The sequence below is a fragment of the Desulfobaccales bacterium genome, from assembly GCA_041648175.1.
GTDB lineage: Bacteria > Desulfobacterota > Desulfobaccia > Desulfobaccales > 0-14-0-80-60-11 > 0-14-0-80-60-11.
Genome location: JBAZPO010000011.1, coordinates 81686 through 94641 on the forward strand (window position 1 = coordinate 81686; position 12956 = coordinate 94641).

Genomic DNA, 12956 nt, shown 5'->3' on the forward strand with positions numbered 1-12956 from the left:
GTGTTTTACCGGATGGATGAACTGGCCCGTACTGACCCCGAGATATTTGCTGTCATCGAGCGTGAACGCCAGCGCCAACTGACCAAGTTGGAGATGATTGCCTCCGAAAACTTCGTCAGTAATGCTGTGCTTCAGGCCCAGGGGTCCATCCTGACTCATAAATACGCTGAAGGGTATCCGGGCCGTCGTTTTTACGGCGGCTGCGAATACGTGGATACCGCGGAAAACCTGGCTTTATGCCGGGTCAAGGAGCTCTTCGGGGTTGCTTACGCCAATGTGCAGCCCCATTCCGGCTCCCAGGCCAATATGGCCGTCTATTTTTCCTTCCTTAAACCCGGTGATACCATCCTGGGCATGGATTTGTCCCATGGCGGCCATTTGAGCCACGGCGCCTCGGTTAATTTTTCCGGCCGCCTGTTCAAGGCCGTGACCTACGGGGTGGATCGCCAAACCGAAGTAGTCGACTTTGCCAAGGTGGCCGAATTGGCCCGGCAACACCTCCCCAAGATGATTATCGCCGGGGCCAGCGCTTATCCTCGGATTCTTGACTTCGACCGCTTTGCCGAAATTGCCCGGGAAGTAGGGGCGTATCTCCTGGTGGATATGGCCCATATTGCCGGGTTGATCGCTTCGGGCCTCCACCCTAGTCCCGTGGGTTCGGCGGATTTTATCACCTCCACCACCCACAAGACCTTGCGCGGGCCTCGGGGCGGCCTGATCCTGGCCCAACCCCAGTATGGCAAGGCCCTTGACAGCCAGATCTTTCCGGGCATTCAGGGCGGCCCCCTCATGCACATTATCGCCGCCAAGGCAGTAGCCTTCAAGGAAGCCCTGGCCCCTTCATTCCGGCGTTACCAGGAGCAGATCGTGGCCAATGCCCGGACTCTGGCCCGGGAGTTCATCAAGCGTGGCTACCGCCTGGTGGCCGGCGGCACCGACACCCATCTCATCCTGATGGATCTGACGCCCACCGGCCTTACGGGCCGGGAGGCCGAAGAAGCCCTGGATCTTGCCGGCATTACGGTTAACAAGAATACCATTCCCTTCGATCAGCGGCCTCCCACCATTACCAGCGGCATCCGCCTCGGCACCCCGGCCTTGACTACCCGGGGCATGAAGGAACCCGAGATGGAGATCATTGCGGAACTGATTCACCAGGCGCTGTCTGCGCCCAAGGACATGGCCCGTCTCCAGAATTTGGATGGCCAGGTCAAGGAACTTTGCCGGAGTTTCCCTCGCCTTTTTGCCGAGGAATGGCTGATGGACCGTCCGGCCCGCTCCTGCGCCGTCCGGGGTTGATCTTGGGCTGAGTTTTTTCCGGAACCGGCCACTCTCCCACAGACCTTCTTATTCCTCGTTCCCAAGCTCCTGCTGGGAACGCAATTTTTAGTCCAAGCTCTGCTTGGGCACCTTGGCTTGGCAGCACAGGTTTTCAGCCTGTGCACTTATCCGTTTGGCCCACCCAGCCTCCGCCCAATCTTCTTCCCTCTTCTTGCCCCATAAATTTCGCTCTTTACTGCGCTGCATTTTTTATGAGAAGATAGGGCATGCGCTGTCCTTATTGCCATAGCACCAACAACAAGGTCATAGATTCCCGTCCCAGCCGGGAGGCCAACGCCATCCGGCGGCGGCGGGAGTGCCTCCACTGCCTGCGGCGCTTCACCACCTATGAACAGGTGGAGGAGACCATGCCCTTGGTGGTCAAGAAAGACGGCCGCCGGGAACCCTTTCAGCGCTCCAAGCTCTACGAGGGCATTACCAAGGCCTGCGAAAAGCGCCCGGTTTCCATCGACGCCATCGAAAATTTCCTGGACAGCCTGGAACGGGAAATGCTGGAGAGCGGCGAGCGGGAGATTGCCTCAACCTGGGTCGGCGAACGGGTGATGGCTCAACTGCGCCAGTGGGATGAAGTGGCCTATGTCCGCTTTGCCTCGGTGTACCGTCACTTCACCGACGCCACCGACTTTATGGACGAGATTCGCCGTCTCCTGGAGAGCCGCAAGGAAGAAAAGGAGAAGAAGTGATTCACGGGGATCTTTAACGCCTCGTTCCCAAGCTAACGTCTCGTTCCCAAGTTGCACTTGGGAACGCAATTAATAGTCCAAGCTCTGCTTGGACACCATACGCATTGAAACCCGGAGCCTTGCCGATGGACGACACGAGGTACCAGCGCGGCTGGGAAAAACTCAAAGAAATCGACGGCGAGGCCGGAGAACGTGTCATTGCCAGTCTCCAAGACATTGCTCCGGACCTGGCCCGCTATACCATTGAATTCCCCTTCGGTGATATCTATTCCCGTCCCGGGCTGGATCTCAAGTCCCGGGAAATTGCCACAGTGGCCGCGCTCACCGCTATGGGCAACGCCGCCCCGCAATTAAAAGTTCATATCCATGCCGCCCTCAATGTCGGCTGCACCCGCACGGAGATCGTCGAAGTTATCATGCAAATGGCGGTCTACGCCGGTTTCCCCGCCGCGCTCAACGGCATGTTTACCGCCCGGGAAGTCTTCCAGGAGCGGGACCGGAATGCACAACCTTGACCCCTGAGACCTCCTATATGAAACTGGCCCTGCGCCTGGCCGCGAAAGGCGCGGGTTGGGTCAGTCCCAACCCCATGGTGGGCGCGGTGGTGGTCAAAGACGGCCGGGTCGTGGGCAAAGGGTATCATCGCCGGGCCGGTCTGCCCCACGCCGAGGTCGAAGCCTTACGAACTGCGGGCGAGGCCGCCCGGGGAGCGGACCTGTATGTAACGCTAGAGCCCTGCAACCATCAAGGCCGCACTCCCCCATGCACCCAGGCCATTCTGGCCGCGGGAGTGCGCCGGGTCATCATCGCGGCTCGTGACCCCAACCCGCAGGTCACCGGCGGCGGGGGCGAGTTTCTGACTGAGCAGGGCGTGGACGTAACCGTGGGGGTGCTTGAAGCCGAGGCCCGGCAGTTAAACGAAGCCTGGTTTCACTGGGTGAAGACCGGCCATCCATGGGTTATTGCCAAGGCGGCCTGCTCCCTGGACGGCAAGATCGCCACCGCAACCGGTGAATCCCAGTGGCTCACCGGCGAGACCGCCCGGGCTTTCGGACATCGCCTGCGCCATCAAGTGGACGCCATCCTCGTCGGGGTCGGCACGGTGCTGGCTGACAACCCCCAACTCACCGCCCGGCTGCCCCGCGGCCGTAGCCGGGACCCGATCCGCATTGTCCTGGACAGCCGCCTGCGCCTGCCCCTCGACGCCAAACTTGTCACCCTAAATTCCCCGGCCCCCACCTGGGTGGCTACCACCAGCCAGGCGCCCCTGGATACAGTCCGCGCCCTAGAAGACCATGGGGTTCAAATCCTGGTGCTGCCCGCCGACGGCGGTCGGGTATCTCTGACGGCGTTGCTGCAAATATTGGGAGAGCGCCAGGTCCAGAGCGTGTTGGTGGAGGGCGGAGCCGAGACCCTGGGCGCCTTTTTCGACCAAAGACTGGTGCATCAGTTTAATTTTTTTTATGCTCCCAAGATTCTCGGAGGCGTGAAAGCTCCGGGCATGGTGGCGGGCCAGGGCGTCACCCACCTGGGAGAGGCCCATATCGCCAGGAATCTCAGCATCCGCCACCTGGGCGTCGACCTGCTGGTGTCGGGATATTTGTGAAATGGAATTATATATCCGGAAGGAAAACCATCAGAGATCAAGCCGGTAGGCAATGGGTCCGTGTTCGCCGTCAAATTCCGGAGCCCGCCTAAACCCCAATTTTTCATAGAGGTGTTGGGCGGCCGCCATAAAAGTCCCCGTATACAAGAAGACGGTTCTGATCTTAAGCTCCCTGGCCCGCCGCAGGCAGGCCTTAGTCAAGAGAGCCCCGTAACCTTTGCCCCGGCTGCCCGGACGCACCGCCAGGAACCGGATAGCTCCAGCCCCGGCAGGCCAATGGCCCTGATGAGCCTGGCTGGCATCGGGATAGAAGGTGACTGCCCCCGCAATCCGCCCGCCAATCTCCGCCACCAAGACGATGCCCCCGGGAGCATGCAGAGCCTCGCTGACATTGCGCATCCATCTTTTCCAGATCGCTTCGGGCATAAAGCTCTGGAATTCCTGGTACGCCGTCTTCACCAGGGTTTCGATCTCTGCCAGTTCCTCTGGCCTGGCTTCCCGGATCGCAATGTCCTGCGCCATATTACGCCATATCCTTATAAAAGTGATCAGTGATCAGTGATCAGTAAAAACTTGGGCAAAAGTAGGGGAGTCACAACACAGGCTGGAAAGCCTGTGCCACCATTACTCTTCCTGTTTTCGGTGAGCCGTAACGCGCCGAACCGCTTTTACTTTGCCCGCAGAGGCGCTTTGAGGGCCGCGATAAAGTCGCCTACCTCTTTGATCAACTCCGGCCCCTTGAGGCTGGCCACTTTCTGGACGATGGCGCTGCCCACCACAAGCCCGTCCACGTACGGGGCCAGTCCCGCGACCTGTTCCGGGGTGGAGATACCGAAACCCACGGCCAGGGGGCACTTCACCAGAGAGCGCACTTCCTTAAGGGACGCGGCCAAATCCGCAGGCAGCTCCGTCCGGGCTCCGGTGATCCCGGTCACCGAGACATAGTAGAGAAAGCCCTTAGTGATGCGTCCCAGGTGCTTAATCCGCTGCGCGCCGCTGGTGGGGGCGGCCAGGAAAATCGTGGCGATGTTCGCCTTCAAGGCCGCAACTCGCCAGGGGCCTGCTTCCTCCATGGGCAAATCCGGGATAATGAAGCCATCAACTCCCTTGGCCGCGGCTGTGGCTGCGGTGCGCTCCAATCCGTACTGCAGCATGGGATTATAGTAGCCCATGAGGACTATAGGAATCTGAGTCTGGGCTCGCAACTCTCCTGCCAGGTTCAGGACATCCTCAAGGTGTACACCCGCCTGCATGGCCCTAAGACTGGCTGCCTGAATGGTAGGCCCGTCGGCCAGGGGATCGGAAAAGGGCACGCCCAACTCCAGAATATCCGCGCCCCGAGCGGCCATCTCCAGGGCCAGAGCTCGCGTAGTGGCCAGATCGGGGTCTCCTGCGGTGATAAAGGGAATTAGGGCTTTTTCGCCTTTGGCCTTGAGTTGCTGGAACACTCTGTCAATGCGGTTCACCGGACACCTCCATAGCCTCGGCCACCGCGTCCACATCCTTGTCGCCCCGGCCGGAAAGATTGACGATGATAATATCATCAGCAGAATATTCGGGTGCCAGCCGCGAGAGATACGCGATGGCATGGGAGCTCTCCAGCGCGGGGAGAATGCCCTCTGTCCTGGAGAGTAATTGAAACCCTTCCAGGGCCTCCACATCCGTTACCGCCACGTATTCGGCCCGGCCGTTATCCTTGAAGAAGGCGTGCTCCGGTCCCACCCCGGGGTAATCCAGCCCCGGCGCCAGGGAATGGGCTTCCTGGATGTTGCCCCAGGGGTCTTGTAAGAGATAGCTGAATGCGCCGTGCAACACGCCAACCGACCCGGCCACCAGGGTGGCGGAATGATGGTTGGTGTTAACCCCGTGACCCGCGGCCTCCACGCCCACAAACCGCACCGGATCGTCCACAAAAGCATGGAACAGCCCCATGGCGTTGCTACCGCCGCCGACGCAGGCCACCAGGCACTGGGGCAGTTTGTCGGTGTGCCGCCTCAGTTGGGCCCGGGCCTCCCGGCCGATGACCGACTGGAAGTCCCGAACAATCATGGGATAGGGATGGGGTCCGCCCACCGAACCCAGAACATAGTGGGTGTGCCGCACGTTGGTGACCCAATCCCGGATGGCGTCGTTCATGGCATCCTTCAGAGTGCGGCTGCCCGACTCCACCGGCACGACCGTCGCCCCCAGCAGTTGCATACGAATAACATTGAGGCGCTGGCGCCGGATATCTTCGGTGCCCATATAGATGTCGCATGACAGCCCCAACAGCGCCGCTACCGTGGCAGTGGCAACCCCATGCTGGCCCGCGCCGGTTTCGGCAATGACCCGGGTCTTACCCATCCGCCGGGCCAACAACCCCTGTCCCAGGGTGTTGTTAATCTTGTGCGCCCCGGTGTGGGCCAGGTCTTCGCGCTTAATATAGATTTGCGGCCCCCCCAACTCCATGGTCAGATGGCGGGCAAAGTACAGGGGCGTGGGCCGGCCCACATAATCTTTCAGATACCAGGCCAACTCGTCTTTGAAGTCCTTCTCCCGACTGATCCTGCGATAGGCCTCCTCCAACTCCAACAAGGCCGGCATCAGGGTCTCCGGCACAAACCGCCCCCCATACCGCCCGAATCTTCCGTGTCTGTCTGGTTGCAAGTTTTGCCTCCTTTGGTCGTAACCAGTAACAAGTAATCAGTGATCAGTAACCAGTAATCAGTGATTAGTGATTACTGATTAGTGATTAGTGATTAGTGATCTTCTATGATAAAGGTGTCTGTTGGTTCCTGAATTATAAAAATGTCCTGTCTACAGAATGAGGGAGCTTTTGCCATCATGGTATTGAGCATTCGGCCGATTTCTTGTAGCTGGGTCTCTAATCTTTCCTTTTCATCCTTCGCCAGATATCTACAAGAGGTGGCCACATCAAGCCAATGTTGGGTTTCCATTTGTTCTGCATCGGCATCCGTTAACTTACTGATAAAATGTTTTTCATAACGCCGTTTTCCCCAGGCCTCCGCGATTTGTGCCCCTATGGATCTAGAGGCCCTTCTTATCTGATCGGTAAGAGAATATATCTCTTCTTTGGGAAAATTCTTCGACATTTCGAAGATTCTTTTTGCCACTTCAAGGGCCTTACGATAAACAAGCAAATCTCTGAAACTGCGAGCGTGTCGAGCATTATGCATTATTCCCTCTCTTAGGAACACTAATCAACCAATCCTTGACCATTTAAGAATAACATTGATCACCGATCACTGATTACTGATTACTGATTACTTGTCAATGATCAAAGACCCCCTCAACCTTTGCAAAGAAAGCCCTCAACTTTTCCGGGTCTTTTTTGCCCGGCGCGGCTTCAGTGCCGCTGGCCGTGTCCACGGCCTGGGGTTGTGCAACTTTGATGGCCTGAGCGACATTGTCGGGGTTAAGTCCCCCGGCCAGAATAATCTGGCCATACCTTTTGGCCTCTCGCGCCAGGCGCCAGTCAAAAGTCTCTCCGGTGCCGCCCACCTGCCCCTTTTTATAGGTATCCAGCAAGAAGGCCTGGACCGCACCCTGAAAGGGCTCCAGGTCTTTTAAAGAGCTTTCATCCTTAATGCGAAAACCTTTGATGACCCTTCGGCCCAGGCTCCGGCAATAATCCGGGGATTCCTGGCCGTGCACCTGTACCCAGTCAAGGCCCACCCGCGCAGCCAGGTTCTGCACCACCGCAGCCTCTTCATCCACAAAGACTCCAACGCTCATCACAAATGGGGGGATTTGGGCAATAATCGCTCGGGCTGCATCAGGTGCCACGCAACGGGAGCTTTTGGGGTAAAAAATAAACCCCAGGGCGTTGGCTCCCAAATCTGCCGCCAGCAGAGCGTCTTCAAGATTAGTGATCCCGCAGATTTTAATTTTAACCATATGTTAATTTCCGACATCTTCGGCGGCCGCGGGCCGCCCTATTTCATTCATGTTTGGATTTCGCATCATAGGGCGGGCCGTGCCCGCCGAATTTTCAGTCTTATTCGCGCCCAACTGCGTCTGGTATCTCCACCCCTTCTCCCCAATTTGAGGGGTATTTACCCTCAGTTACCAACTTATGCAAGCTTGTCCAAGACCATTCTGCTGCATTTCTTGTTAGTCAGTGCTTTACGGGATTGAAGTGAATATAATTCATATGATTTTCAAAATCCTGGTCATCCTCTATACAGTGAGCCCAAAACCGCTTTTGCCAGAAAGGCGGTTTCTTCTCTTCGTCATTGGTAAACGCTTGAGTAAATTTACGTTTGATAATGCTCCAACGCCGAGAATAATTTAAATCGGTTTCGGGCAAGTTCCAAATGCAATGTAAATGATCGGGAAGCAAGACCCAAACAGCAATTTCGAAAGGGTAAATCTGACGACAATCCATGATAGCCCTTCGTAAACAATCGCGTGCTTGGTCACTGGTTAATATTTGCCTCCGATCATGAGATACGACTGTAAAAAACCAGGTATTTCCTGAGTAATATCGTAGATAGTTAGGCATCTCCTAATCCAAACGGCGGCCACGGGCCGCCCTATTACGTTGTCCCTGGATTCATTGTCATAGGGCGGGCCGTGCCCGCCGAGTTCGGATCATTATTCGCATCCAACTTTCTCTAAAATCTCCACAATTCCTTACCCTTTGATGAACTCCCGCAACGCCGCGCCCGGGTCCGCCTGCGTCACCAGGCTCTCTCCGATGAGAAAGGCCCGGATGCCCGCGGCCATATAGCGTTTAAGGTCGGCCGGGGACTTTATTCCCGACGCGGCCACCAGGGTCACGGAAGGCGGTGCCAGCGGAGCCAGTTCCAGGGCGCGGTCCGGAAACATCTCGAAGGTGTGGAGATTCCGGGAGTTGACCCCGATCAGCCTGGCCCCCGCGGCGAGCGCCATCTCCATTTCTTCGGAAGTATGCACTTCCACCAGCGCCTCCAGACCCAGGGAGCGGGTCAAAAGCAGCAGGCCCCTAAGTTTCCCAAGTTCCATCAGGCTAACGATGAGCAGCAAGGCGTCGGCCCCGAGGGCAGCAGTCTCGTAGACTTGAATAGGCTCTAGTATAAAATCCTTGCGCAGGATGGGGAGCTGGATCAGCGGACGCATCAGGCGGATGAATTCCGGGTCGCCCTTGAAATAGTGGACCTCCGTCAACACCGAGAGGGCCGCAGCGCCGTGGTTCTGGTAGATTTGGGCCAACTCCACCGGGTCCCAGCCCATCCCCAACTCCCCTTTGCTGGGGGAGGCCCGCTTGATCTCCGCGATGATGGCCGGGCCCGGGCCCAAATCCAGGGCGGCTTTGAGGCTTTTGGGCGCGGGCCGCCGGGCGATATCGGCTTTGAATTTATCGGCCACTCCGGATTCAAAGAGCTTGAGAGAATCCTTGAGCTTCCGGTCCACGATTTCTGTTAAAAAGTTCATAGCATTGCTTCTTTCTTCACATTCCGATTCGGCGGACATTGCCCGTCCTACATTGCTGCCTGAAAAGTTCTTGTCCGCACAGGCGGAAAGCCTGTGCCACCAATAATATTTTTTTGAAACGTCTCCCATAGGGCGGCCCATGGCCGCCATGATCGGTGTTCTGGACGTTCTCTCTAACCTGTCGAAAGGTTGGTGGGTGAGGCCGCCCTACAGCCCAGCGCTAAACGACTTGCTCTTCTCGATCAGACCGTCCAGCTTGGCCATGGCCGCCCCGGAGTGAATAACCTTTCGGGCCAGGTCAATCCCCTTGGAAAAGTCCGGGACCAACCCTGCGGCGATGTAGGCCGCGGCCGCGTTTAGGGCCACCATATCTTCCCGAGGCCCCCCCTCCCCTGCCAGGACCTGGCGCACAATGCGGGCGTTTTCAAAGACGTCACCGCCCTTGATGTCCGAAAGCGTCGCTCGTTTCAGGCCGAAGTCTTCGGGGGCAATCGTATACGTCCGCACCGCTCCGTCTTTAAGCTGACTCACCTGTGTGGGTCCCACGATGCTGATCTCGTCGAACGAGCCCTCGCCGTAGACCACAAAGGCGCTTTTGCCCCCCAGTTTACCCAAAACCAGCGCCAGGGGCTCGGTGAGCCGGGCGTCATAGACCCCCAGCACCTGGACGTTGGCGCTGGCCGGGTTGGTCAGGGGTCCCAGCACATTGAAGATGGTGCGGATGCCGATCTCCCGCCGGGGGCCGATGGCGTAGCGCATGGCCCCATGGAGTTGGGGGGCAAACAGAAACCCGATGCCCACCTCCAGGATGCACCAGGCCACCTGGTCCGGCGTCAATGCCAGATTGATCCCCAGGGCCTCGATGACATCCGCGGAGCCGCAACGGCTTGAAACTGCTCGATTGCCGTGCTTGGCGACTTTCAAGCCCGCGCCGGCCACCACGAACGCAGTGGTGGTGGAAACGTTGAAAGTGGAGGTGGCGTCGCCGCCGGTGCCGCAGGTATCCACCACCGTCTCCCAATCCACGTTGATCTCGTCCCGGTCCAGGTCGATGAGTCCGTCTGAGATAGGGATACGGGTGGCCTTGGCCCGCATAACTTTCGCTGCCGCGGTGATCTCATCCACGGTCTCGCCCTTCATGCGCAAGGCCGTAATAAAGGCCCCGATCTGCGCCTCGGTGGCCTCCCCGCTCATAATGATCTCCATGGCCCGGACCATCTCAGCCTCGGTTAAATCCTGCCGGGAAACGACTTTAAATATGGCTTCTTTGAGCATATTCTTTTCCTTCATTCTTTGTGGTTATCGAATCATTTAAACTGCGTCAAGACTGCGGCCAATCCTATCGGAATCAAGATCCAGCCGCTGATCTTGTGGAAATGGTAATAGAGCAGGGTGGGAAACGAGATCTTTTCCATGTGCCACAGTTTGGCCAGCCCTAAGTCCACCCCGGGCAAGAATTCATCCAGACTCAGAAAAAATTGGACTACCATGCCCTTGGAGCGATTGCCCTTAAGCAGCCAGTTCCAACCGCCGATAAAATTAGGATCGAAATTCCGGTAATCGAAGACAAAAGTCCCGATGCACACGATCAACAGGCTGACCCAGAGGGTCCGGGCCGGTTTTTTGCCGTACCCCGCCAGACCGTCCCAAAAGACCAGGGTCGCCAGATTATACGGGTGCCACCACTTCTGCATGACCTCCCGGCGCTTGCCCTCGATATACACCGTGTTCGCCCGGTCCTTGGTGCCCCCATGCAGGAAAAAATCCTCCAACTGCTGGTAGTTACGGTTGTCGAAGCGGCTGTGGTTCACCCAAGCCAAAAGCCTTTGCCAATCCTGGGGTCCCTCCCCGGCGCTGACACTCTGATAGGTCAACCCCTCCAGCCACACTTCCTCCGGGTTGGCTGGCCACGCCACGTTCAGCATTTTCAAAGAGAAAAAACTGCTGTCCCGCAGGTCGGCCTTGCGCGTGATGGTGAGATTTTTCAGAATCGTCGGGCCTTTCACCTGCAACCGGCTGGCCTGGAGAACCTCCAGGTGGAGATCGCCCAGAATCAGGGCGTATTCCACCGTCGCCGCGTCAAGATTAACTTCCTTATAGGTAAGGGTCGAGTCGCTGCTTCCCGAAAGCATGAGGTTCTTAAAGCTGGTCCCCACCATGGATAGACCTCCCTGAAAGACCGTCTCCATGATGAAAGCATGTTGGTCCACCTTCAACCCGAAAAAGTTGGGAGGCCGGCTGGGATTTTCGAACCGCGCCTGATTTATTATGAGCATCCCAGCTACGGAAGCCATGCTGAAGTCTACCGGCCCCTTGAACACAGTGCCGTCAAAGGAGGCCCGCGGGCCCACCTTGAGGCCGTTGAAGCTCACTTTTTGGTCGCCCGATTCAAAGCGGGCCCCATCGAAAAACAACTCGCCGCCGATCTCCGCGCCCCCCAAATCCACCGCGCTTTGAAAAACGGTCTTCACGAAGGAGGCGCTTTGGGCTACCTTTAAACCATTCAGAATCGCTTTTTTATCAATACCGGTAAAGTGCGCCCCCGCGGCGTTGAATTCCCCGCCGACCTTGACGCCGGTAAAATCCACCGGCCCCTCAAAAACCACATTTTTAAGGGAGATGCTCTGACCGGTTACGCAGCCATTAAAGTTGGCTCCATGGGCCTGGTCGGCAAACCTGGCTCCCGACAGGACAAGCTGGCCCTCGATCGTGGCGCCGCCGAAGTCCACCGGTCCCTTGAAAACCGTTTCGCCCAGGAAGGCATCCAGCCCCACTTTGAGCCGGTAAAAATTGGCCGACTGGGTAAACACGGCCTGTTTCAAGGTCAGACTCTTCTTAAACTCGCAGCCGGCGCAATTTACCAGGCCCTGGAATCGGCAGCCGACGAGAAACACGGTATGGGGGACCGTGGCAAACTCCAGGCTGACCGGGTCGGGGATGATGGCATTAACCAGATAGATGCCGCTGCGATGCACCTTGAACCCAGGAAAACCATCGGTGAACAGGGCTTCTACAAAATGGGCTCGAAGCTGACGAGGAGCCTCTTCGGGGCCGAATCTCTCCTTCAGGTCGGCAACTTCACCCGCGCCGACTTGCTCCAGGACCCACTTTTCCGCCACAGACAACTGGCCCAATCCTGGGAATAGGGTAGCCTTGCCATTTCCCTGCGCCTGGGCCGAACCACCTCCGGCCCCAAGCAAAATAAAGGCGCAGAGCAGCATCAGCCTGAGCAGTTTTCCACCGGCGCCCCTTCTTCCCCCGCCGAGTCGTTGACCCGAAGAATTATGACTCGTTCTCACCCGGCTCCGGCCTCCTTCTCATCGACGCGCCTTGTACTGCCCTGGCTCCCGCGGCCAAGGCTTTTTTATTCAAGTCCTCGGTGCCTTTGGGGACTCGGGCCAGCACCGCGGCTGTCAGGCTTTCAAGAGACACGGCTCCGGTGAGTTGGGCCAGGGCCCCTAGGGCAACGATATTGGCCACCATGGTTTTCCCCAACTCCTCCCGGGCGATCCGGGTAAACGGCACGGCCACGGCCTGGCTTAAGGGTACCTCCGTGACCAGGTCCGCGTCCACCAGGAGCGCGCCTCCGGGTTTCAGATCACCGCTGTAAGCGTCCAGGGATTTCTGGTTCATCGCCAACAGCACATCGGGCTGAATGGCCTTGGGATAATCGATCTCCTCGTCACTGATGACCACTTCCGCCTTGGACGCTCCACCGCGGGCCTCGGGGCCGTAGCTCTGGGTCTGGCAGACAAACTTGCCGTCATAAACCCCAGCGGCCTCAGCCAAAATGATCCCCGCCAGGATCAACCCCTGGCCTCCGGACCCGGCTAACCTGATCTCATAGCGACTTGACATGGTTGCCTTCCAGTCGAAGTTCAAAGTTCAAGGGTTGCGATTCGATGTCCATA

General features: G+C 57.8%; 14 protein-coding genes. 4 read left to right on the plus strand and 10 right to left on the minus strand.

The genetic code is table 11. The annotated features are described in order from the left end of the window. Positions 1-12 precede the first annotated feature (12 nt). The 4 genes from glyA to ribD all read left to right on the plus strand — a co-directional run bounded on the left by glyA (position 13) and on the right by ribD (position 3630). Positions 13-1299, plus strand: coding sequence for a serine hydroxymethyltransferase (glyA, locus tag WC600_11580; protein MFA4903368.1), 1287 nt, complete (start codon positions 13-15; stop codon positions 1297-1299). 248 nt (positions 1300-1547) lie between these two features. Beyond that, the gene (gene nrdR / locus WC600_11585) at positions 1548-2024 is read left to right on the plus strand and encodes a transcriptional regulator NrdR (GenBank protein MFA4903369.1); all 477 of its coding nucleotides are present in this window, start codon (positions 1548-1550) and stop codon (positions 2022-2024) included. A 125-nt stretch (positions 2025-2149) separates the two neighbouring features. Continuing rightward, positions 2150-2539 (plus strand): carboxymuconolactone decarboxylase family protein, encoded by a 390-nt coding sequence (locus tag WC600_11590; GenBank protein ID MFA4903370.1) that lies wholly within the window; start codon positions 2150-2152, stop codon positions 2537-2539. 17 nt (positions 2540-2556) lie between these two features. Continuing rightward, positions 2557-3630, plus strand: a complete 1074-nt coding sequence (gene ribD / locus WC600_11595; GenBank protein ID MFA4903371.1) for a bifunctional diaminohydroxyphosphoribosylaminopyrimidine deaminase/5-amino-6-(5-phosphoribosylamino)uracil reductase RibD — start codon at positions 2557-2559, stop codon at positions 3628-3630. 30 nt (positions 3631-3660) lie between these two features. Here the strand turns inward: ribD and WC600_11600 are convergent, their stop codons facing one another. From WC600_11600 to WC600_11645, 10 genes are all read right to left on the minus strand, one after another. Beyond that, positions 3661-4152, minus strand: a complete 492-nt coding sequence (locus tag WC600_11600; protein MFA4903372.1) for a GNAT family N-acetyltransferase — start codon at positions 4150-4152, stop codon at positions 3661-3663. A gap of 146 nt (positions 4153-4298) precedes the next feature. Further along, positions 4299-5096 (minus strand): tryptophan synthase subunit alpha, encoded by a 798-nt coding sequence (gene trpA, locus WC600_11605; protein ID MFA4903373.1) that lies wholly within the window; start codon positions 5094-5096, stop codon positions 4299-4301. Beyond that, the gene (gene trpB, locus WC600_11610; GenBank protein MFA4903374.1) at positions 5083-6276 is read right to left on the minus strand and encodes a tryptophan synthase subunit beta; all 1194 of its coding nucleotides are present in this window, start codon (positions 6274-6276) and stop codon (positions 5083-5085) included. The genes trpA and trpB overlap by 14 nt, the downstream gene beginning before the upstream one ends. Before the next feature lie 92 nt (positions 6277-6368). After that, positions 6369-6806, minus strand: a complete 438-nt coding sequence (locus WC600_11615; protein ID MFA4903375.1) for a four helix bundle protein — start codon at positions 6804-6806, stop codon at positions 6369-6371. A 94-nt stretch (positions 6807-6900) separates the two neighbouring features. Beyond that, positions 6901-7527 carry a phosphoribosylanthranilate isomerase gene (locus WC600_11620; protein ID MFA4903376.1) on the minus strand — a complete coding sequence of 209 codons (627 nt, stop codon included), beginning with the start codon at positions 7525-7527 and terminating at the stop codon, positions 6901-6903. Positions 7528-7747: 220 nt separating this feature from the next. After that, positions 7748-8134, minus strand: a complete 387-nt coding sequence (locus tag WC600_11625; protein MFA4903377.1) for a transposase — start codon at positions 8132-8134, stop codon at positions 7748-7750. Positions 8135-8265: 131 nt separating this feature from the next. Beyond that, a complete protein-coding gene (gene trpC / locus WC600_11630) occupies positions 8266-9045 on the minus strand; it encodes an indole-3-glycerol phosphate synthase TrpC (protein MFA4903378.1) in 780 nt (259 codons plus the stop codon). 207 nt (positions 9046-9252) lie between these two features. Beyond that, positions 9253-10320 carry an anthranilate phosphoribosyltransferase gene (trpD, locus tag WC600_11635; protein MFA4903379.1) on the minus strand — a complete coding sequence of 356 codons (1068 nt, stop codon included), beginning with the start codon at positions 10318-10320 and terminating at the stop codon, positions 9253-9255. A 32-nt stretch (positions 10321-10352) separates the two neighbouring features. Continuing rightward, positions 10353-12344: a hypothetical protein gene (locus WC600_11640; GenBank protein MFA4903380.1), complete on the minus strand. Its 1992-nt coding sequence runs from the start codon at positions 12342-12344 to the stop codon at positions 10353-10355. Continuing rightward, a complete protein-coding gene (locus WC600_11645; GenBank protein ID MFA4903381.1) occupies positions 12328-12903 on the minus strand; it encodes a 2-oxoacid:acceptor oxidoreductase family protein in 576 nt (191 codons plus the stop codon). The genes WC600_11640 and WC600_11645 overlap by 17 nt, the downstream gene beginning before the upstream one ends. Positions 12904-12956 lie beyond the last annotated feature (53 nt).